19 protein-coding genes, 1 tRNA gene and 1 other RNA gene are annotated in these 20,339 nt (G+C 55.2%); 9 read left to right on the top strand and 12 right to left on the bottom strand.

What is annotated here, in order from left to right:
* The first annotated feature begins 461 nt into the window (after nt 1-461).
* The 4 genes from ACFR81_RS00940 to ACFR81_RS00955 all read left to right on the top strand — a co-directional run bounded on the left by ACFR81_RS00940 (nt 462) and on the right by ACFR81_RS00955 (nt 3,917).
* Nucleotides 462-1,856, top strand: coding sequence for an anion permease (locus ACFR81_RS00940; protein WP_343876325.1), 1,395 nt, complete (start codon nt 462-464; stop codon nt 1,854-1,856).
* Between the two features lie 50 nt (nt 1,857-1,906).
* Nucleotides 1,907-2,452: a CE1759 family FMN reductase gene (locus ACFR81_RS00945; protein WP_343876272.1), complete on the top strand. Its 546-nt coding sequence runs from the start codon at nt 1,907-1,909 to the stop codon at nt 2,450-2,452.
* Nucleotides 2,453-2,522: 70 nt separating this feature from the next.
* Complete coding sequence (locus ACFR81_RS00950; protein ID WP_068168553.1) at nt 2,523-3,026, top strand: asparaginase domain-containing protein; 504 nt, start codon at nt 2,523-2,525, stop codon at nt 3,024-3,026.
* Between the two features lie 87 nt (nt 3,027-3,113).
* Entirely contained in the window at nt 3,114-3,917 is an 804-nt protein-coding gene (locus tag ACFR81_RS00955; protein WP_343876273.1) for an MATE family efflux transporter, read from the top strand.
* A gap of 128 nt (nt 3,918-4,045) precedes the next feature.
* Here ACFR81_RS00955 and purL read toward each other — a convergent pair whose 3' ends face one another.
* The 4 genes from purL to ACFR81_RS00975 form a co-directional block, all read right to left on the bottom strand.
* Complete coding sequence (gene purL / locus ACFR81_RS00960; RefSeq protein WP_343876275.1) at nt 4,046-6,364, bottom strand: phosphoribosylformylglycinamidine synthase subunit PurL; 2,319 nt, start codon at nt 6,362-6,364, stop codon at nt 4,046-4,048.
* A 37-nt stretch (nt 6,365-6,401) separates the two neighbouring features.
* The gene (gene purQ, locus ACFR81_RS00965; protein ID WP_068168545.1) at nt 6,402-7,199 is read right to left on the bottom strand and encodes a phosphoribosylformylglycinamidine synthase subunit PurQ; all 798 of its coding nucleotides are present in this window, start codon (nt 7,197-7,199) and stop codon (nt 6,402-6,404) included.
* Between the two features lie 3 nt (nt 7,200-7,202).
* Nucleotides 7,203-7,454, bottom strand: coding sequence for a phosphoribosylformylglycinamidine synthase subunit PurS (gene purS / locus ACFR81_RS00970; RefSeq protein ID WP_145175326.1), 252 nt, complete (start codon nt 7,452-7,454; stop codon nt 7,203-7,205).
* 117 nt (nt 7,455-7,571) lie between these two features.
* Nucleotides 7,572-7,808: a helix-turn-helix domain-containing protein gene (locus ACFR81_RS00975; RefSeq protein ID WP_343876276.1), complete on the bottom strand. Its 237-nt coding sequence runs from the start codon at nt 7,806-7,808 to the stop codon at nt 7,572-7,574.
* A 77-nt stretch (nt 7,809-7,885) separates the two neighbouring features.
* Here ACFR81_RS00975 and ACFR81_RS00980 point away from each other — a divergent pair, with 77 nt between their 5' ends.
* Complete coding sequence (locus ACFR81_RS00980) at nt 7,886-8,512, top strand: DUF4126 domain-containing protein (protein WP_343876277.1); 627 nt, start codon at nt 7,886-7,888, stop codon at nt 8,510-8,512.
* Here the strand turns inward: ACFR81_RS00980 and ACFR81_RS00985 are convergent.
* The gene (locus tag ACFR81_RS00985; RefSeq protein WP_377148592.1) at nt 8,509-9,489 is read right to left on the bottom strand and encodes a 3-methyladenine DNA glycosylase; all 981 of its coding nucleotides are present in this window, start codon (nt 9,487-9,489) and stop codon (nt 8,509-8,511) included. The two genes, ACFR81_RS00980 and ACFR81_RS00985, sit on opposite strands and share 4 nt — an antisense overlap.
* Nucleotides 9,490-9,587: 98 nt before the next feature.
* Nucleotides 9,588-10,883 (bottom strand): aspartate kinase, encoded by a 1,296-nt coding sequence (locus ACFR81_RS00990; protein ID WP_068168530.1) that lies wholly within the window; start codon nt 10,881-10,883, stop codon nt 9,588-9,590.
* A 329-nt stretch (nt 10,884-11,212) separates the two neighbouring features.
* Here ACFR81_RS00990 and ACFR81_RS00995 point away from each other — a divergent pair, with 329 nt between their 5' ends.
* The 3 genes from ACFR81_RS00995 to ACFR81_RS01005 all read left to right on the top strand — a co-directional run bounded on the left by ACFR81_RS00995 (nt 11,213) and on the right by ACFR81_RS01005 (nt 13,329).
* Entirely contained in the window at nt 11,213-12,097 is an 885-nt protein-coding gene (locus tag ACFR81_RS00995; protein WP_068168528.1) for a DUF559 domain-containing protein, read from the top strand.
* Between the two features lie 288 nt (nt 12,098-12,385).
* Nucleotides 12,386-12,877 (top strand): DUF2087 domain-containing protein, encoded by a 492-nt coding sequence (locus ACFR81_RS01000; RefSeq protein ID WP_343876278.1) that lies wholly within the window; start codon nt 12,386-12,388, stop codon nt 12,875-12,877.
* Between the two features lie 173 nt (nt 12,878-13,050).
* Entirely contained in the window at nt 13,051-13,329 is a 279-nt protein-coding gene (locus ACFR81_RS01005) for a DUF1801 domain-containing protein (RefSeq protein WP_318275088.1), read from the top strand.
* 27 nt (nt 13,330-13,356) lie between these two features.
* On the opposite strand, the gene ACFR81_RS01010 is transcribed toward ACFR81_RS01005, so the two are convergent.
* The 5 genes from ACFR81_RS01010 to hchA form a co-directional block, all read right to left on the bottom strand.
* Nucleotides 13,357-13,854 carry a DUF805 domain-containing protein gene (locus ACFR81_RS01010; RefSeq protein ID WP_343876279.1) on the bottom strand — a complete coding sequence of 166 codons (498 nt, stop codon included), beginning with the start codon at nt 13,852-13,854 and terminating at the stop codon, nt 13,357-13,359.
* Between the two features lie 35 nt (nt 13,855-13,889).
* Nucleotides 13,890-15,023, bottom strand: a complete 1,134-nt coding sequence (recR, locus tag ACFR81_RS01015) for a recombination mediator RecR (RefSeq protein WP_343876280.1) — start codon at nt 15,021-15,023, stop codon at nt 13,890-13,892.
* A gap of 43 nt (nt 15,024-15,066) precedes the next feature.
* Nucleotides 15,067-18,114: a DNA polymerase III subunit gamma and tau gene (locus ACFR81_RS01020; protein ID WP_343876281.1), complete on the bottom strand. Its 3,048-nt coding sequence runs from the start codon at nt 18,112-18,114 to the stop codon at nt 15,067-15,069.
* Nucleotides 18,115-18,215: 101 nt separating this feature from the next.
* Nucleotides 18,216-18,310, bottom strand: an RNA gene (gene ffs / locus ACFR81_RS01025) — signal recognition particle sRNA small type.
* 65 nt (nt 18,311-18,375) lie between these two features.
* On the bottom strand, nt 18,376-19,227 hold the full coding sequence (hchA, locus tag ACFR81_RS01030; RefSeq protein ID WP_343876282.1) for a glyoxalase III HchA: 852 nt from the start codon (nt 19,225-19,227) through the stop codon (nt 18,376-18,378).
* A 223-nt stretch (nt 19,228-19,450) separates the two neighbouring features.
* Here hchA and ACFR81_RS01035 point away from each other — a divergent pair.
* Nucleotides 19,451-19,538 (top strand) — tRNA-Ser (locus ACFR81_RS01035).
* Between the two features lie 140 nt (nt 19,539-19,678).
* Here the strand turns inward: ACFR81_RS01035 and ACFR81_RS01040 are convergent.
* On the bottom strand, nt 19,679-20,320 hold the full coding sequence (locus ACFR81_RS01040; protein ID WP_343876327.1) for an SDR family oxidoreductase: 642 nt from the start codon (nt 20,318-20,320) through the stop codon (nt 19,679-19,681).
* Nucleotides 20,321-20,339 lie beyond the last annotated feature (19 nt).

Consider the following 20,339-nt stretch of genomic DNA (forward strand, 5'->3'; position numbering starts at 1 on the left):
TACCGGAACCAGACCCTAAAGCCTCTAACCGCCTAGAATAAAACCAGTCCAACTTTCGGGGGCCAGTTCACGTCAACCAGGCACCCAACACCTGGCTCAAGCGCGGTTGGACTAAGTAACAACTCCTCTCTCTATCGTTGAGGTGCGCAAAAGGGTCAACTTTTCCCGGGAAAGTTGACCCTCTTGCGCACCTCAATGTAGGGCAGGGTAAAAAGTGAAACTGACCTAAACGTCATGTTGTTTCATAAACCATTGGCTTTCTGCGCCACCACGCGCCCGAGAGGAAAAGAACGGCTAATGCGCTGGGGGAGTACCTCGTCACGGTGGAATAATAGGAGGTGAAAAGAAGGACGCAGCTCTGCTCGTCCGCCCTCACTCTGTAGCGAGAGAAGCCAGCAATGAGCCCCCGCCTGATGATCCCCGCAAAGGATCTCACGCCCCGCCACCACCCACGATCTGCAATGGCAGGTAAAATTGCCGCCATCGTCATCGTGACTCTAGCCCTCTACTTCATTCCGCCACCGGAAGGTGTGGATCCACGCGGTATGCACATGGCGGCTATCTTTGTGGGGACCATCCTCGGTCTGATTCTGCAGCCACTCCCCACAGCATCGGTAGCAATCATTGGGCTGGCAGTGGCAATGATTACCGGCACTATGACTGCCAAGGAAGAAGCGCTCCAGGGGTTTGGTAACTCCACGATTTGGCTGATTGTTGCCGCGTTCTTTATTGCAGACGGTTTTCTTCTCACCGGCCTAGGTAAGCGCATTGCTCTGATGTTCGTGCGCATCCTGGGTAAATCTTCGCTTGGGCTTTCCTACGGCATGGCGATAACCGACCTCATTCTGGCACCGGCAACGCCGTCCAACACCGCCCGCGCAGGTGGCGTGGTTTACCCCATCATAAAATCTCTGGCAACGGTGAATGGGTCAGAACCCACCAGCGACGAATCACGCAAACGGCTCGGATCGTACCTTTCCTTGACGTCGGTGCAGGTCAACACCATCACCTCAGCCATGTTCGTGACCGCAATGGCGGGCAACCCGCTTGCCGTCAAATTCGCTGCTGAAAATGGCGCGCATATCACCTGGGGCGGCTGGGCACTTGCCGCGCTCGTACCCGGTCTTGCCGCACTGATTGTGATGCCCTGGGCAATGAGCAAAATCTACCCACCCACCCTCAAAAAAACGCCCGACGCTCCTGCCCAAGCCAGTGCACAGCTTAAAGAAATGGGCCCCATGAGCCGTGGCGAATGGGTCATGTTAGCAACCTTCATTCTGTTGCTGGCGCTCTGGGTGCTTGGATCAACTATTGGGGTGGACGCAACCTCGGCGGCGTTCTTGGGCATCGCCGTCTTGTTGGTGTTCAAGGTGCTCACCTGGAAAGATATGGCAGCCAACGCTGGGGCGTGGTCAACCCTGATTTTCTTCTCGGTGCTGGTGGGCATGGCAACGCATCTCAACGATCTGGGCGTTATTAGTTGGATTGGCGACAGCGCAGCGAAAGCAGTAGGCGGGTTCTCCTGGCCTATCGCCCTGCTGATTCTGGTGCTGGTCTACTTCTACGTTCACTACTTCTTCGCATCCAACACCGCGCAAATTGTGGCAATGTACTCGGTCTTCTTGGGCACTGCTGTTGCCGCAGGCGCCCCCGCTATGCTCGCCGCGCTCATCCTCGGTTTTGCCGGCAACCTCATTGGCGGTTTGACCCACTACGCATCGGGCCCCGCAGGGGTTATCTACGGTTCGGGATACGTGACCACCAGCGAATGGTTCCGCGTGGGCTTCATCGCCTCGGTAGTGAATCTACTGGTGTGGGCAGTAGTCGGACTTCCCTGGATGATGCTAATTCTCTAGTCCTCTCACTCGTTGAGGTGCAAGAAAGCCCCACCGGTTAGAGTTGAACCATGGCGAAAAAACTAGTGGTACTCACCGGCGGCGGATCCCGCCACTCGACCTCGGCAATGATGGGGGAGCGCCTGCGCGACTGCACCCTCACCGCCGCCCAACAATCCGGAATCGAAATCACCCACCAAACCTTTCACCTGGGGAACTTCACCTACGACATCGCAGACTATCTTTCCGATGGCTTTCCAGGCGACGAACTCGCAGCTCTGCTGGAGGCAGTACGCTCGGCAGATGCGCTGATTGCCATCACACCGGTCTTTAAAGCCAGCTATTCGGGGCTCTTCAAACTCTTTTGGGACATCACCGAAGACGGCGACATCGAAGGTACCCCTGTTCTCCTCGCCGCAGTAGGCGGTACCGGGCGTCACTCACTGGTACTGGACCACGCCCTGCTACCCCTCTTTGGATACCTCGACGCCGACGTCGTGCCCTCCCGCCTCTTCGCCACCGCCGAAGAACTTAACGGCTCAGACAAACAAGCCCAAAAGATTAGTACCCGCATCGAAAAAGCGGGAAGCCTTCTGGCGCAAAAACTTACCGACTAGGGGGAGCGACCATGCAGCTGTACGATAAATCTAAAACTTTTCCTGCCAGCCCTCTGTATAAAGGACGACCATGACAATTCGCAACGCCACCCACATCACCGTGCTCGCTACCGGTGGAACCATCGACAAAGAGTACAACCTCGACTCCGAAATGGTGATTGGTGAGCCCTGGATTCGGGAGATTCTCTCGCGAGTTATCACCGACGTTGAATTCGACGTACAGTCCATCCTTAAACTCGACTCCTTAGACATGACCGACGCCGACCGCGCCGTCCTCACCGAAGCCCTAAACAAAGTCGACGGCGACCGGGTGCTCATTACCCACGGCACAGACACCATGCCAGAGACTGCCCGCTATCTGCTAGAAAATGCGGACCTGAGCGAAAAGGTTGTAGTTCTCTGCGGGTCCATCCAGCCAGCTATCATGCGAACCTCGGACGCCGACTTCAACGTCGGTGCCGCCGTCGCCGCCCTCAACCTTTTGGAACCGGGCGTTTATATCTCGATGAGCGGCCGTATCTTCGCTGCAGAAACCGTGCGTAAAGATCGGTCACGTGGAATTTTCGAGGGCTAAGTCGAAGGGAACTTCGATAGGATTAAACTTGTCCCCATAAAATCGCGAGGGCCAAAGAACCACGCATCGAACGTCCTAAGGAGTGACATGAGCGACCAGAACGATTACGGGCAAATCCCCAGCTCTGATAACAATAACTACGGCAACCTAAACGGTACCAACGCAGGCTCCCATGCCTCAGCACCGCACAACTCAGGTGCGCAGAACCCCGGATTTCAGAACCCCGGCGCGCAGTCCTCATACGCCGGCAACTACGGGCAGCAGGGAAATTACCAGCAGGGCAATTACGGGCAGCCTAACGGAACCCAGAACTCTAACGGCTACCCTGTACCTAACCAGCCGCCGTCCTACGCAGGAGCAATGGGGTACAACAACGGTGTAGAGCCCGAGAAACCTGCCACTCCTAAGACCTTGAAGATTGCTAGCTACTTTATCTACGGCACGATTCTGCTGGGGATTATTGCTACCATTTTGCAACTCTCGAACCCGGATGCTCTCATGCAGCAGGCTGGGATTACCGAAGAAGATCTCAGCGGTTCGGGCCTGAGCAGCGAAGATATGGAGAGCTTCACTCGCATGATCATGTGGGCAGGTGCGATTTGGGCTGTCATTCAATACGCACTAACCATCATGTTCACCGTCTTCATGTTGCGCGGCGCTAACTGGGCGCGCATTGTGCTCACCATTCTGATGGTCTTTGGAGCCTTCGGTATATTAAGTCTTCCCCTGGCAGCATTGTTGGACGTTCCGATGGGTATTGCCGCCCTTTCGACCATCAGCGGACTGCTGTGCGTCGGTGCGATTGTCTACATGTTCCTGCGCCCCTCCAACGAGTTCTTCCGTAAGATGCGTGAGCGCAAGCAGTGGCTTGCTTTCAACCAGTACCGCTAAATGACGGCGGAGATTCTGCGGGCACGCTGTGCCTGAAAGCTAAAACCTAAAACACAGTCAAAGTGGCGTTCTGAGGTGTAAAAATGCACCTCAGAACGCCACTTTGACTAGCAGTTAGTTCTGAGCAACTAGCCCTGCGCTACCTCACCGAAACGATCCGGCATAGTGGCAGACCAAGCGGTGCGTAGCTCGTCGAGCTTCACGGTGGTCTCGCCCTGAATAGCCAACTCGCCGGACTCCGCGTCCACAACACCGATGCGGGCGAAGGGGAAGTTGCGGGCGGTGCACATATCCTTGAAACGAACCTCTTCGGAGCGAGGAACAGAAACGACCACACGACCCATAGACTCTGAGAAGAGCAGGGTGAAGGTGTCGACGCCGTCGCGCTCCGCAACCTCGCCCAAGCCAATGCGTGCGCCCACGTTGAAGCGCAAGCATGCCTCAGAAAGAGCAGCGATGAGGCCACCGGAGGAAACGTCGTGAGCTGAATCGATCATGCCGTCGCGAGACAGATTGACCAAAATGTCGCCCAGTTCCTTCTCAACTGCCAGATCAACCTTAGGAGGCAAACCGCCCAGATGACCCTTGAAACGTGCCCATTCGGAGCCGTCCAATTCGTCGGCGGTGGTGCCGAGCAGGTAGATTGCCTGGCCGTCGTGGTTCTTCTGCCAGCCAGAAGGGGTGCGGCGGGTGACGTCGTCCATCACGCCCATCATTGCCACAACCGGGGTGGGGTTAATGGCCTTGCCACCGGTCTGGTTGTAGAGCGAAACGTTACCGCCGGTGACGGGAACGCCCAATTCCATACAACCGTCTGCGATACCGCGAACAGCCTCGACGAACTGCCACATGACATCGGGATCTTCGGGGGAACCGAAGTTCAGGCAGTCAGAAACAGCTACGGGGCGTGCGCCCACGGTGGAGACGTTGCGGTATGCCTCAGCCAAGGAGGCGCGGGCGCCCTCGTAGGGATCCAGGTAAGTGTATCGAGGAGACGCATCGGTAGCCAATGCCACACCGGCACCGGTTTCTTCATCCACGCGAATCACACCGGAATCATCGGGCTGCGAGAGGGCGGTGTTGCCCTGAACGTAGCGGTCGTACTGGTTGGTGACCCAGGACTTATCGCAGAGGTTGGGCGAAGCCATGAAGTCGCAAATCGCCTTGGCAAGCTCAGCGCCCTCGGGTCGTGCGTCGTCGGCGTCAGAACCGGTGAAGTGGTTAGCCTGGACGTCGTCCTGCCACTCGGGGCGGGCGTAGGGGCGCTCGTAGGTGGGGCCGTCGTGAGCTACAGTCTTGGGGTCAACATCAACGATGACCTCGCCGTCCCACTCAATAATGAGGCGGCCGGTGTCGGTTACTTCACCCAGAACGGAATATTCGACATCCCACTTCTTCATGATTTCTTCGAAGGTAGCGAGTTTCTCAGGGGTAACAACCGCCATCATGCGCTCCTGGGATTCTGACATCAGAATCTCGCCGGGAGTCAGGGTGGGGTCGCGTAGCAGTACCTTGGTGAGGTCAACATGCATGCCGCCTTCACCGTTGGATGCCAACTCGGAGGTCGCGCAGGAAATACCCGCTGCACCCAAATCCTGGATGCCCTCAACCACTGAACCCTTGAAGAGTTCGAGGCAGCACTCAATGAGTACCTTCTCGGCGAAGGGGTCGCCCACCTGAACGGCAGGGCGCTTGGAGGGCTTGGTGTCATCGAATGACTCAGACGCCAGAACCGAGGCGCCGCCAATGCCGTCGCCGCCAGTGCGAGCACCGAACAAAATCACCTTGTTGCCCACACCTGAAGCATTCGCCAAGCGAATGTCTTCGTGGCGCATAATGCCAACAGCCAGTGCGTTGACTAGCGGATTTGCCTGGTAGCACTCGTCGAATTCAACTTCACCACCAATGTTAGGCAGACCCAGCGAGTTGCCGTAGCCGCCCACGCCGGAGACAACCCCGGGAACCACACGCGCGGTATCAGGGTGATCGATAGCGCCAAAACGCAGCGGATCCATCACAGCTACCGGGCGTGCACCCATCGAAATAATGTCACGAACAATACCGCCCACGCCTGTTGCTGCACCCTGATAAGGCTCAACGTAGGAGGGGTGGTTGTGCGATTCAATCTTGAAGGTAACAGCCCAGCCATTACCAATGTTGGTTACACCGGCGTTCTCGCCCATGCCCACCATCAGGTCTTTCTTCATCTCGTCAGTGACTTTCTGGCCAAACTGCTTGAGATGAATCTTCGAAGACTTGTAGGAGCAGTGCTCAGACCACATCACCGAGTACATAGCCAGCTCGGCTGCGGTGGGGCGGCGCCCTAGCAGTTCTACGATGTCGTTGAACTCATTTTCTTTGAGGCCGAGTTCAGCCCAGGGAAGTTCGGTGTCTGGTGTAGCCGCTGCGTGCTCAACGGTATCCAGGTTGAACTGCTTTTCACTCATGTGTTTAGTCAATCCTTTTAATCGCCAAAAGCGGCTGTTACTTTACGTTGATGATGTTGTGAAGAGCCGAGGTGAAAATACCTAGACCGTCTGCGCCACCGCGCAAATCAACATCGCCAAAGCCAGAGGACGAGGGGCCAAAGCCAGCTTCGATAGCGTGCTCGGGGTGGGGCATGAGACCGACGACGTTACCGCGCGCATTGGTGATGCCCGCGATGTCATTGCGTGAACCGTTGGGGTTGAAACCCACATAGCGGAAGACGACGCGGTTTTCAGCTTCAAGAGCGTCCAGAACTTTTTGCTCGGCAACGTACTGGCCGTCCTGGTTCTTGAGCGGTACCACGATTTCCTGGCCCTTTTCGAACTCGGAAGTCCAGGGAGTCTCATTGTTGTCAATGCGCAGAATCTGATCGCGGCAAATGAACTTGCGGTGATCGTTCTTAATCATGGAACCGGGCAACAAGTGGGATTCGGTCAGAATCTGGAACCCGTTGCAGATGCCCAGCACGGGCAAGGCGTTGTCAGACTGAGCGGCGTCGATGACCTTGCTCATCACAGCAGCTTTAGCGGCGATAGCACCAGCGCGCAGGTAATCACCGTAGGAGAAACCACCGGGGATAATGACTGCATCAACGTTCTTCAAGTCGGCGTCGTCGTGCCAAAGCTCGACGGCGGTGCCACCGGCTGCGCGGACCGCACGAGAAGCGTCGCGATCATCCAGGGTGCCGGGGAATGTAATAACGCCCACACGAACGTCTTTGAGGGAATCGTTGGAGGGAGTCTGAGAGAAGTCACCCACCAAGGGAACTTCAGTAGCGGAGAGTGATTCTGCCATGGATTAGTCCTCCAACGCTGAAACGTTAACGACGTCTTCAATCACAGGGTTAGAGAGCAACTCTTCAGCCGCTTTGCGAGCCTGCGCCAGCAACTCTTCGGTTACTTCGCCCTCTACGGTGAGCTCAAAGCGCTTACCCTGGCGAACATCGGTGAACTCATTCAAACCGATTCTGGGAAGCTCATTTGCGATTGCCTTGCCCTGAGGGTCAAGAATTTCGGGCTTGAGCATTACATCAACTACGATACGGGCCATTTGGCAGGCACTCCTTGGTGTGCAGAAACTACATGTGAGCCGTTACTTATCCTAGCTCACCTTGATAGTGCACACCTAGACCGGTCTCACCGAGGCAGACACACCCCGACATGTTACTTAACCCTGCCCGTCAGCACCGGGGCGCTCGTTGAACTTATTGAGCAAATCAAAGGACTGCAATTTGCGACCCATCAGGTCTTTCTTCAAAGCCTCAACTGATTCGCGGGTAAACCAGAAAGGGTTGCCTTCGGCGCGCTCTAATCCGCCGTCCTCAGCCCAAGACTGCACCGTGTAGTCAGAAACTCCCAGGTACTCGGCAACTTCTGCGAGAGGCATGGAATCTTGCTCAGACATCTTTACTCCTGGTTGATTTTAGGACGTGTTGATACCCACTCTATCGAGTTTGCCACGCACCCACCTATGATGAAGGCATGGATTTTCTCACGGGAACTGGGTTGGCGGCCTCCGCCGGTTTGAATGCGTATGTGCCCTTGCTGGCAGTTGGTTTGCTCGATCGGTTTACCTCGGTGGTTGACCTGGGGCCGGGGTACGCGTGGCTTTCAAACGGCTGGGTCTTGGCTATTCTCGGCGTCTTGCTTTTGCTTGAAATAGTCGCAGATAAAATTCCAGCCATTGATTCATTCAACGACATGATTCAGAGCATCGTGCGCCCCACCTCGGGCGGAATCGTTTTTGGCTCCACCGCTGTTTCTCAGATTGCCGGCGTGAACGTTGGGGGAATCGATACAGTCACGGACCCTGCCGCCTACGCCCACTCCGGCGCATGGATTTCAATCGTTCTAGGTATTGTGATTGCGCTAGTGATTCACTTGCTCAAAATGGGAGCGAGACCTATTCTGAACACCGCTTCAGCAGGTCTCGCGGCACCCGTAGTGTCAACGGCGGAGGACGGTGCGTCCATCCTGCTAGTTGTTGCCGCTATCTTCTTACCGGTGCTAGTGGCGGGATTCCTTGTGCTGGTCGTCTTGGCTATCTTCTGGGTTCTCAAAAAACGCAGGGAACGCAAGGACCGAAAGACGCGCGTACACGTCTACTAGGCGCGAACCTGCTCAGTCCCCGACGCCGTCCAGGCGTCGTCGAGCACCTTCACTAAGCGACGACGCAACTGAACCGACCGCTCGGAAAAACCACGCTGAATTTTCACATACTCTGCTTTGCCTGCAGGGGTTTCCACCTCAATCGGTTCATAACCCCAATCGCGCAACTCGTAAGGAGCTGCCTTCATATCGAGTTCGCGAATCTCCCAGGCAAGCTCAAAACAATCCATGAGCAACTCAGAATCAACCAGCGGCAGAAGCTTATACGCCCATTTATAAACGTCCATATTCGCGTGCAAACAAGCGGGTTGCTCCATAAAACGTTGCTGCTCGCGCGTGGGCTGAAGCTCGTTCTTATCGGTTGCCTGAGGCATAAAAAAGCGGAAAGCATCAAAGTGCGAACAACGAATTCGGTTATTTTCTACCACCTGGTTCGTACCCTCAGAACCCAAGCGTAACTGCAGGTACTCGTGGCGGATATTGTTCTCCTCAGACTTATACGCCATCGCCCATTCGTGCATGCCAAAGCACCCAAAGAACCCCGGCTTGGTGGCAGTATTGCCGAGGATTTCACGGGTGAACTCCACGGCAGAGCCACGTTTTTCCAAGAAAGCTTCGACATCTACCAACATCGCTTCCCCGCTCTTCTCTAACGACGACGCGCGGGCGGCGTCCAACCCTGCTGCTTCAAGTTCAACGGCAGTGGCGGGGCGATAAAACTTCTGCGCAGCATACTCGGGGGCGTCTAAAAGAATCACTCCCGCCCCCGGATGCCACTTCTTAAACTGACCCGGCTTCAGCGTGTAATAAGTGAACAGGAAGTCCTCTACAGGATGCTTTTGACCGCGATTGCGCCTATCCAAAAAAGGATCTGCAAACCGGCCGGCACGCCGCTCGTGGGCGCGCGCCATCGGCTCCCACTGCTCACACTCCAGCGGGCGCAGGGGAGCTGCCAAAGAGTCCTGAAAAACATGCATGCCAACCATCCTACGGACACCCCGAACGCAAAAGTGCGCGATCCCCCGTGAGAAATCGCGCACTTTCTATAATCGCTCTAGGAGGGAACGAAAACTTTTTATCGGCCGGTACCGCCGTAAACGGTTGCCTCACCTTCGGTATCCAAATCGAAAGCGGTGTGAACGGCGCGCACCGCGTCGTCCAGCTTCTCCAACTCGGTGATAACCGAAATACGAATCTCCGAGGTAGAAATCATCTGAATGTTGATTCCCGCGCTAGAGAGAGCCTCAAAGAACTTGAACGAAACACCGGGATTAGCCTTCATGCCAGCGCCAACGAGGGAAAGCTTACCCACCTCATCGGTGTACTGAATCTCAGCGAAACCAATATCGTCCTTAGCCAATGACAACGTAGCAACCGCCTTATCACCCTGATCCTGCGGAAGAGTGAACGTAATATCGGTGACATCCGGGCGGTCAGTAGAAACGTTCTGAACAATCATGTCCAGGTTAATATCCGCCTCATTGAGCAGACCAAACACCTTAGCGGCAGAACCCGGAACGTCCTGAACACCAATCAAAGTAACCTTCGCCTGGCTACGGTCATGAGCCACACCAGAAATAAGGGGCTGTTCCAAAGGGATCTCCTTCAAGTTATTGGGCACAAAATCATCGGGGGTATCAGGAATAACGATAGTGCCTTCAAGTTGCGAGAACGAAGAACGCACGTGAAGTTTCAAATTGAAACGGCGTGCATACTCCACACTACGCAGGTGCAAAATCTTCGAACCGTTGGCAGCCATTTCCAGCATCTCTTCACTGGTAATCACATCAAGTTTCTTGGCTGAAGCGACCACGCGCGGGTCGGCACTGAAGACGCCGTCGACGTCCGAATAAATCTCGCAGACGTCCGCACCCAAGGCGGCAGCAAGCGCGACGGCGGTGGTATCAGAACCGCCGCGACCCAAGGTAGTGATGTCCCCGGTCTGCCGGTTCATGCCTTGGAAGCCCGCGATGACGGCGATATCACCTTCATCAATCGCTCTCTGAATGCGATCGGGATTCACTTCAACCAAACGCGCTGAACCGTGGATGCCGTCGGTAATCATGCCTGCTTGGGAGCCAGTGAAAGACTTTGCTTGCACCCCTAAATCGTTGACTGCCATAGCAAGAGCCGCCATCGAGATGCGCTCACCAGCGGTCAACAACATGTCCAATTCGCGGGAGGCACCCGGGTTGGAACTGACTTCAGCAGCGAGATCGAGCAGGTCATCGGTGGTATCGCCCATTGCAGAGACCACTACAACAACCTGGTTGCCCGCCCTATATGTGTCCGCTACGCGACGAGCCACCCGCTTGATGCCGTCTGCATCAGAAACGGAAGACCCGCCGAACTTTTGGACAATCAGGCTCATCGAAAACTCCAGTAAAAATCGAGGTGTGCCGGTATTGCCGGCTGGATTCATAGTACGTGAACCGGGTAGCCGGGGGCGATTCATGTGTCACTTAGTGGAAATGCTACGCGTATTACGGATTGTTGAGGGGGCGATGTAACGGTGGGGCGGGGAGGTTCCGGAGCGCGTTTTCCCGGGGCAGGGTCACTAAATCAGCGAAAGTGCATTCAAATAAGTGCATTTTTACGGATTTAGTGACCCGGCGGAGGCGAAGAAGTTATCCACAGATTTATAAAAAACCACTAAACGCTATTAAATATCATCAAACTATAAGAATGAATCAAGATTTTATGAACAACATCCTCACCCTTTCCGAGCTCATCGACCGGGGATTCACTTTCCAGCAGATCCAAAATGGTATGCGCGATGGCGAGCTTCTGAAAATGGCTCACGGTATTTACATGCTGAGCAGTTTCGACCGTCAGCTCACTCGCTTTGACCAGCCTAAAGCTCGTCTTGTCGTGCGAGCCAAGCAGCTGCGTCGCCCCATTTTGAGCCATGAATCCGCAGCCCTTTGGCACGGTGCACCACTATTACTGACGCCGTCGGTACTGCATGTGTCTACACCGGGGCTATCGGGGCGGTCGCGCCCGGGCCTGCGATTACATAGAAATCGTTTTGAACAATGCGACAGTGCAACTCCGATTGATGGATTCATGACGACCGCCGCGGCGCACACCGTGAGCGATTGCGTAGAGACGACGTCGAGCGGTGGCGTGCTTGCTATAGCAAATTACTTTTTGCACCAGCGTAAATGTACGCCGGATGAGATAGCCGAGGTACTTTTGCAACCTCGACGTGTTCATCAAGAACGAGCGGTGAAAGTTGCTTCCAGGTTGTCTTTATTGTGCGAATCGCCATTAGAAAGTCTCACATGGAACCTCTTGCATGAGTGGGGAATGGAACTGCCGGAGCAACAGGGGGAATTTGTATTTGCCGGTGGGAAGACCTACCGCGTGGACTTTCTGTGGCGGAAAAAGAAGCTAATTTTGGAGGTAGATGGGCAACATAAATACAGCGGTGACTTGGGAAACCCCGGGGACGTAATTCGCAACGAGCGCGCCCGTCAGCGGGATTTGGAGAAACTGGGGTGGACCGTGATTCGTGCGGATTGGGGCGATATTACGAGAAATTCTCGGCAGCTGAAGTTGCGGTTAGAGGGGTTAGGGCTGTGATAACTGGGTTCGGGTCACTAAATCAGCGAAAGTGCATTCAAATAAGTGCACTTTTGCGAATTTGGTGACCCGGCGGAGGTGCCGTGTGGCTGCCTGCCCACGCGTCGAGCTCTTGCGGCGGCGTCCACACTGCGGTTAATATAGACGACGACGGCGCACCCACCGCCCAGCGCAACTACCGGCGCCCTAGCACCCGGTAACTTGGCGCGAAGGGAACTGACTTCTCGGGTATATATGATCGTTTTCCGACTGGAATCGTAGGCTAGGGATACAGAAAGTCGATGCAACGTGACTTCCCGCCCCAACTTTAAAGCTCTCGTTCGTGCCCGTATGGAAGAGACAGGGCAAAACTTTACGTCCGCGCGCGCCGCTCTCTTGGAAGAGCGAGCGGCGGAAACTCTGGTTCAACGCGAGGAGGCACTCGCCGAGCATCGGTTGGTGGTCTCTCGATTTTTCACGGGTGAAAAGTTCTCTGCGTGGCCGTCGAAACGGAAACCTCGTGCTCACGTTTTGCTTTTCTTGGTGAATTTTTTTGTGCCCGGTCGTATTTATCGTGAAGAAGAAGTGAATCAAATTCTGGGCGCTTTATGGAGCGACTTTGCCTATCTGCGCCGTGAAATGGTCGAGTACGGTTACCTTGAACGGAACGCTCAAGGGGATTATTGGCTAACGACTGAGCTGGAATCGCGGGAGGGAACCATCCTGCACCCCGAAGCACCTGCCTGGGAGAATCACTGGCTCCCCGATTATTTGGTAGGTAAGACGGGGCCCATCTTGTGAAAGCGCACCATCGTTTAGACTGGCGGCATGAGTGAAAAACTTACCCAAAAAACTCTGCCCACTGACCAACCCGTTGAAGAATTTCTGGACGCCGCCGCGACCGCGCGTCGTGTGCGCGAAGGCCATGAGCTACTCAAAATTTTCACCGAAGCCTTCGGCGAGAAGGCCGTGATGTGGGCCCCTCGATGGTGGGCTTCAGCCAGTTCAACTACATGTCCCCGGCGAATAAGCGCACCAAAGGCATCTGGCCCAAGACGGCATTCTCCCCGCGCAAAGCAAACATCTCGCTGTACGGGCTCAAAGACCTCCCCGAAGGCAAAGAACTGCTGCCGCAGTTGGGCAAATACCCCGAAGGTATGGGCTGCGTCTATGTGAACAAGCTCGAAGACATCGACCTCAACGTACTGCGCCAGCTCATTGCCATCGCGATGACTTTCCCCGACCAGTGGTAGATTAAACAACCCTCATAACGGTGAGCACTAGCGGCTTTTATCGAAGCGGGCGCCTGCAACTCGTGAATTACGCGAATAGAAGTAGGAGCTCGCCGGGAAAAAATCAATGAGCGGTAGCCACTTGCCGCTGATGTTGGAATCGTGCAGACGACGAACCTTCAGGCTCACCAGCGGAACGGTGAAAAGACCTCCCACAACCCAAGTCAGCGGCGAGGGCTTATAACCTGTAGACGAATCCACGGCCGCGTAATCTAGCTGCATTTCTTCAGTGCCAAAGATTTCTGCAAGCTCCTCATCGGCTGCGTTCTCCTGGCGAGCTTTTTCGGCTACCTGCTTATGACGCTGGGCATAAACATCGCGCACAACAAACGGAACAGTCGCAACAAAATAGGCAGTTGCGGCCCACCAATACTCACTTTTTGATGCACGCCCCGAGTACCGGAAAGTCTTACGTAGACCGCGCACCACTGCCGCTAGCGGTGAAATGCCGTGGATGGGTGCTTCGGATAACAGATGGTGTTTCATGATTCTCCTCGTCACATAGTAGGACCTGGCTCGTTCTAACCCCAGGGGTTGACGTACGTTGCTCCTGGAATAGGCGGAACGTTCGGCTTAGGTGTGCGTAGGGGCGTCTTCTTGAGTTCTTCAAGTTTTTCTTCGTAGGACGCGCGGCGCTTGGCATCGGCATCCGACGGCGCTATCCCCCGATGCTCAGCGGAGTACGTTTTCTCTGCCTCAGACTCTTCAGCCGAGAGGTCGCCGGGAATTTTTGGTTCCCCAGTTTGCTCATGAGACTGCGGATTCTCTGCGCTCTGCTTTTCAAGCTCTTGTTCCAGTAGAGGCTCATTTAGCGTGCCCTGCTCTGCCAAGTTGCCCTGTTCAGTTTCACTTTCGAGCACCAACTTAGTAGGCGCGACGACGTCGGGACCGGGGGCGGTCTCTGTATCTTCGAGGTCATCAAACATTGATCCAGACCAGCGTTTGGCGGGTTCTTGTGCCACCTCTTGCTTAGCTGCGGCGGTTGCGCGTTCTTTCGCTTCTTCCTCCACTGCTTCTTCAAACTTTTCTGCGGCGTGGTTCTCTACCGTGCGGTTGCCCTCGGAGATAATACGACGACCTTCCAGCGCACGTCCGAGGGTGATTTCGTCGGCGTATTCCAAATCGCCACCGACCGGCAGACCGGAGGCAAGGCGTGAGACTCGAATACCCAAAGGCACCAGTAGCCGCGAAAGATAAGTGGCAGTAGCCTCACCTTCGAGGTTCGGGTCCATCGCCAAAATAATTTCTTGGATACGTTCATCGGAGAGCCGAGCGACTAATTCGCGGATGCGCAACTGTTCGGGCCCAAAACCAGCTAAAGGATTAATCGCGCCGCCCAGCACATGGTAGCGACCGGAAAATGAGCGGGTGCGCTCCACTGCTACGACGTCCTTAGATTCCTCCACCACACAAATAGCCGAAGGATCCCGACGCTCGTCGCGGCAAATCGAGCAGAGCTTAGTCTCCGAAACGTTACCGCACACCTCGCAGAAGCTCACCGTGCGTTTGACCGTGCTGATAGCTGAGGTAAGTTTCTCCATCTCCGAGCTATCTGCATTCAGAATGTAGAAAGCGATACGCTGCGCAGATTTCGGCCCCACCCCGGGCAAGCGCCCTAGCTCATCAATGAGGTTTTGTACTGCAGCATCGTACATTCGTTTCTCCTAATCACACAGGTTTATCAAGTACGCTAACGGGTTAGGCACCGTGGGGGCGTTCTTCAATCACCACACCACCGAGTACTTTTTCCACCGCTCGCTGACCAATCAAGACTGAAGTTTCCAGCGCTTCGTCTTCCTCAGAAATAGAGAAGTCCTCTGGTTCCTGAGAGCCCCGAGCAACCGAAGGAGCTGAAGCGTTCTCACTGGCGCGATGTCCCTCAGCTAATTGGGCGGCGAAGCGCTCGCGGAACCCGCCGACTTTTTGGGTTGGCGTGGACTCAGCCCTGGGCTGAGGACTCTCCGCTACTTGTCGGGCAGGAGGAACGGAATCAGCTTGCCGTTGCCCAGCTTGGGGAGCCAGAGGGGGCAGGACCCCCGAGGGCGCCTCATTCTTTACATAACCCACCCCGGCAACGTATTCAGGTTCTTCTGCGGGGGCATCATCAAAATGTCCGCCCTCATAATTGCCGTATTCATCGGCAATCTGCCGTGAGCTGGTGCGCTCAGTTAGTCCTTTTGGGTCTGAATTCTCATCCTCCGAGCCGGTTGATGCGCCGGACTGCGCATTGGCCTTGGTGCCAGCGGCAGAAGTTTCAGAATTTGGTTCGTTCTGATCTGCCTGAGGAGGATCAGGAATCATTGAATCTTCTGCTGGGGCTGCCTCTGCGGTGCCGTCGGCAATTCCGGTGTTTGCAGGTCGAGTATCAGGCTCCTCCGTGTAACGAGCGTTGTCCTCTCCCTGCGACTCATCCGGGGTAGCCGCCAGCGGAGACGATTCTCCCGATTCCTCAGCAGCTTCTTCTCCCTGGGTAACGGGATCAGCAGCTAGCTGTTCAGAGCTAGCAGCATCGGTGGTGTCGACGGGTGCTGCCACGCCTTCATCTACGTCGTCAGGAGTGGGAGCAGCAGCAATATCGGGGCGCTGCCACATGCCCGACGACGGATGGTTCACTCGTGAGCGGTTGGCATTCTCGTTGCCTTCGCCGTCGATGACGCGCAACTGTGGCCCGGATTCGTTACCCGGATGCGGCTGCGTATTCTCGCTCATCGAATTCGCCGTGTTCATCTCAGAACGGCGGGGCTGAGAGTGATTTTCCTCTTCCGAGGGCTGTTCAGAAGGAATTGAAGCAACTGCCCAATCGGTAACTGGATTGTTCCAATCTTCGGTGCTCCACTGAGGCGCCTCGGTAGAGCGAGGCTGCCCGTGGGCGCGCCACGCTTCCTCCCCGCCGCGTGGACCCTCAGCTATTTCTGGCTGAGAATTCTGAGGCTGCCCCTGCGAAGGAGCGGGATTTTGTGGTTGGTTTCGATTGCCCCAACTATTGCTAGAACCATTGCTGTTGCTGTTGCTGTTGCTGTTGCTGTTGCCGCCGGCGCTGGACGGACGTTGCAGCGGGGGAGTGTTATTTTGCTGTCTTGGTGCAGGGGCGCCTGATTTGGCTACTTCAGCGTGGACGTCGGCGTCGAGCTGAATGACCTCCCGTAGAGCAGTCTTGAGCTGCGGAATGAAGTCTTTGACCTGGCGCAACGTCTGGATATTAGCGCGGATATACAGTGCCCCGTTTTCAAATTTTGAGGGCTCGCACTTGCTGAATCCCTCGCGTGCGGCAGGGGACTGCACATGGTCAACAATCTCAGACCAGGCGTTGCGAGCCGCTGCCACAGTATTCTGGGGCGCTCGGTTTTGGGGAGTCGATGCAGATACCGGCGCAGGTGCTGAGGCTTCCTGCTTTTTGCGTAGATTGGCCAGAGGCGCGGTTTTCATTTGTTCGGGTGCAGGGGCAGGGGGCGACGCAGAGTTGCCCTGTGCCTGTGCCTGAGGGGAAGCCACGTTCGACGGGGCTTGCTGCTGGGGTGCAACCGGTGCAGAGGCCACCTGAACGGGTGCCTGTGCAGGCGCTTGAGTAGGTGCCGGGATATCTCCGTTCGCCACGCGTCGTTCTAGACGATCTAGACGCGCACCCACTCCGCCCACTGTTTTATCTGAGGCGGGTAAAAGAATTCGAGCGCACAATAGCTCCAGGTGGAGCTGCGGCGACGTCGCACCGGACATCTCATTCAATCCAGCATTAGTTACATCCGCAGCGCGCGAAAGCTCTGCTGCACCAAATGCGGAGGCCTGAGACCGCAAACGCCCAATCTGATCGGCGCTCATGCCGTGCAAAATGGACTCAGCAGCTTCAGGAACAGCCTGAACAATAATTAAATCGCGGAATCGCTCCAGCAAGTCCTCGACGAAACGGCGGGGATCCTGCCCTGTTTGAATCACGCGGTCAACGGCTGTGAATACATCGGCAGCGTTACCGGTTGCGAACGCGATGACTACTTCATCTAGAAGCTCAGCGTGAGTGAACCCTAACAGCGCAACGGCAAGATCGTAAGTAATACCCTCTTCACCTGAGCCAGCCATGAGTTGGTCGAGAGTCGACAGCGAGTCACGCACCGAACCGCCACCGGCGCGCACTACGAGCTGCAGTACGCCGTCCTCAACCTTGACTCCCTCTTCTTCGCAGAGTTTCGCCAGATAGTCATGCAGGGTTTCCGGCGGAACAAGGCGGAAGGGATAATGGTGGGTACGCGAACGGATGGTTCCCAACACCTTGTTGGGCTCGGTCGTCGCAAAAATAAACTTAATGTGCTCCGGTGGTTCTTCCACAATTTTCAGCAACGCGTTGAAACCCTCACGGGTGACCATGTGTGCCTCATCAATGATGAAAATTTTGTAGCGATCACGAACCGGGGCGAATGTTGCGCGCTCGCGCAAATCACGAGCATGATCCACACCGCCGTGCGAGGCAGCGTCCATTTCAATGACGTCCAGCGATCCGCTGCCGTCCCGAGCCAGCTCAACGCATGAATCGCAGACGCCGCAGGGTGTAGGAGTGGGACCCTCGGCGCAGTTAAGGCAACGTGCGAGGATTCGGGCGGAGGTTGTCTTTCCACACCCGCGCGGACCAGAAAACAGATACGCGTGGTTCACACGATTGTTTTGAAGCGCGGTCATGAGAGGTTCGGTGACGTGTTCTTGGCCGATGACCTCGGCAAACGTTTCCGGACGGTAACGGCGATAAAGTGCGGTACTCACAGCTCAACCCTATACGTTCGTGTGGCGGATAAAGAATCTGAGTTCAGTTTACTGATTACCACTGACAAGATAAGCATTTTTCACACAGGGCGAGAAGATACAAAAAGACCCCTTACGCACCCATCAGAGCTCAGATACCCTTGCTGCCTTCCGGCCCTGGGGGAGTTTTCCAAGATGATGCCACGTAAGGGGCATATAAGAGTTTACAGGAGAGACAGTTTTCTGACAAATGACTGCCCGCTACCAGTCCTTATGAGGGGATTAGTCCAATAGAGCCTGAACCATCTGCTTACCCAGCTCATTGGAAGCCAGTGGGCTATCACCGGTGAGCACGTTGCGATCGCGGTGGACGGCGCCGGTCATGTCATCATTCACAATTTCGATGCCGGCATCCTTCATAGCTTCCCCCAAAGCCCAGGGCATTTTGCCGGGCAGGTAGCCGATTTCGATGTTCGCGCCGGCGTCTAGCGAATCGGGGAAAGCGCACATCTTGAAACCAGCGAACGGTGATTTTTCACGGTTGATAGAACCGGCAAGGAAGGCTGCGGGGCCGTGGCACAGGGACACGATGAGCTTGTTTTCTTCCATAGCCCAGTCCAAAACTTTCTGGACGTCAGCAGATTGGGGGATGGTCAGCATGGCGCCGTGACCGCCGGGAATGAAGACCGCTGCATAATCACTTGAACCGTTAAGGTTCGCAGCAATATCGGACAGACGTGCCGGCGCCTTGAACTGCTCTTTCAAAGCTTCCCAGGTGGGGACGACAGCGGCGTCCTCGCTGGGGAATGCCCACCACTCGAACTTTGCGGGTGCACCGGTCAACGTGGCAATTTCAATTTCGAAGCCGGCTTCGTGCACGTGATGTAGGGGAAGCAGGGTTTCTACCGGGTGGTTGCCAGTGGAGAACATGGTGTCGTTCTGCATTAGCATGTACCGCTCTTCGGTCGCAATAACGAGAACTTTCTTCCCCTTGCCTTCCCCATTGGAGCGCAGAACCTCATCAAAGTCGGTTTTGCTGGCGGTGTACTGGCTCAAAGAATAGGGGGAGGGGAAGAATGCGTTGTCCTCTGCGGGGTCGGCAGTGGGATTCTTGGTTAGTTCTTGATTACTCACGGTGAGTTCTTCTTTCTTGAGGAGAAAATTATCTATACCTCTTATATCTGAGGTCATTCACCATTTTAAGGATTCATACTGAAAAGCAGCTGGAAAAGGAGCATAAATGTGACGAACCCTGTATTCCCTCACTCACGGACGAATTGCCAGGACACCAAAAGATAGGGTAAGCTCGTATCTGTTCGCTTTCGTGAAGTTATTTTTATAACTAAGCAAACAGCCTGGAGGATTCGCCTAGCGGCCTATGGCGCACGCCTGGAACGCGTGTTGGGTTCACGCCCTCGGGGGTTCAAATCCCCCATCCTCCGCCACTGAAAAACCGTTTTTCCTTGTCAAATAGGGAAAGCGGTTTTTTGTTTAAGTTTAATTCCTGTGCCTCTAGGGGTAGCAGACAAAAGAGCACAGCGCCTTACTTTCGTAAGACGCTGTGCTCTTAAGTTCTCCGAGTTAATCAGCGGGAGTTTAGTGGATTCGATATTGGTAGCTGTAACCACTTTCCATCCTTCAAATCAGGGAACATCAGGTCACCCTTGGGAGGGATGAAGTTCTCCATATAGAAGGCAGGCTTCAAAATGGTCCAAAACTTAACCCCAGACTCTCTTACTGCGCGCTCTGCATCTTCCTCGTCGTCCCAGTAAGCAATCATAATGGGGGACTTGTGCTCGAAATCGAAACCTTTCTCCCGCCAACCTGTTGCAGATACAGAGGTATGAATAATCTGTTTCACACCGTTCTTGTGGGCGGCGCTGGCGATGTTATGTGCCTGTTCACTTTCTACACCAGGGGCAGCGCCCGATGGTTGCATAGAGAATACTGCATCTTGTCCAGCGGTGGCAGCTTCGAGGGGCTGCATATCATCCATGGTTCCCATAGCAAGTTTCGCGCCTAGTGCTTTAAGTTCTTGGGCGGGACCAGATTCGCTGTTGCGAACGAACGCGGTTACTTCAAGCCCGTGAGCTAATAGTGCTCGGGCTACAGCGCCTCCTTGCATGCCGGTTGCCCCTGTTACCAGGATTTTTTGTATTTTCTCAGTTATGAGGTATTCATCTTTCTGCTGTGAAGTATTCTTATTGAAACTAGAGACTATCGGTATCGGGTTAGGAGTGCAAGTA

The organism is Rothia amarae (genome assembly GCF_042677725.1).
Classification (GTDB): domain Bacteria; phylum Actinomycetota; class Actinomycetes; order Actinomycetales; family Micrococcaceae; genus Rothia; species Rothia amarae.

Bases quoted from the DNA above. Each gene is read 5' to 3' on its own strand.
- ACFR81_RS00985 (WP_377148592.1), bottom strand. From the start codon at position 9,489: ATGCATGTTTTTCAGGACTCTTTGGCAGCTCCCCTGCGCCCGCTGGAG.
- ACFR81_RS00975 (WP_343876276.1), bottom strand. From the start codon at position 7,808: ATGTCTGAGCAAGATTCCATGCCTCTCGCAGAAGTTGCCGAGTACCTG.
- ACFR81_RS00945 (WP_343876272.1), top strand. From the start codon at position 1,907: ATGGCGAAAAAACTAGTGGTACTCACCGGCGGCGGATCCCGCCACTCG.
- ACFR81_RS00980 (WP_343876277.1), top strand. From the start codon at position 7,886: ATGGATTTTCTCACGGGAACTGGGTTGGCGGCCTCCGCCGGTTTGAAT.
- recR (WP_343876280.1), bottom strand. From the start codon at position 15,023: ATGTACGATGCTGCAGTACAAAACCTCATTGATGAGCTAGGGCGCTTG.
- purL (WP_343876275.1), bottom strand. From the start codon at position 6,364: ATGAGTGAAAAGCAGTTCAACCTGGATACCGTTGAGCACGCAGCGGCT.
- ACFR81_RS00990 (WP_068168530.1), bottom strand. From the start codon at position 10,883: ATGAGCCTGATTGTCCAAAAGTTCGGCGGGTCTTCCGTTTCTGATGCA.
- ACFR81_RS00995 (WP_068168528.1), top strand. From the start codon at position 11,213: ATGAACAACATCCTCACCCTTTCCGAGCTCATCGACCGGGGATTCACT.
- purS (WP_145175326.1), bottom strand. From the start codon at position 7,454: ATGGCCCGTATCGTAGTTGATGTAATGCTCAAGCCCGAAATTCTTGAC.
- ACFR81_RS01010 (WP_343876279.1), bottom strand. From the start codon at position 13,854: ATGAAACACCATCTGTTATCCGAAGCACCCATCCACGGCATTTCACCG.
- purQ (WP_068168545.1), bottom strand. From the start codon at position 7,199: ATGGCAGAATCACTCTCCGCTACTGAAGTTCCCTTGGTGGGTGACTTC.
- ACFR81_RS00940 (WP_343876325.1), top strand. From the start codon at position 462: ATGGCAGGTAAAATTGCCGCCATCGTCATCGTGACTCTAGCCCTCTAC.
- ACFR81_RS00955 (WP_343876273.1), top strand. From the start codon at position 3,114: ATGAGCGACCAGAACGATTACGGGCAAATCCCCAGCTCTGATAACAAT.
- ACFR81_RS00950 (WP_068168553.1), top strand. From the start codon at position 2,523: ATGACAATTCGCAACGCCACCCACATCACCGTGCTCGCTACCGGTGGA.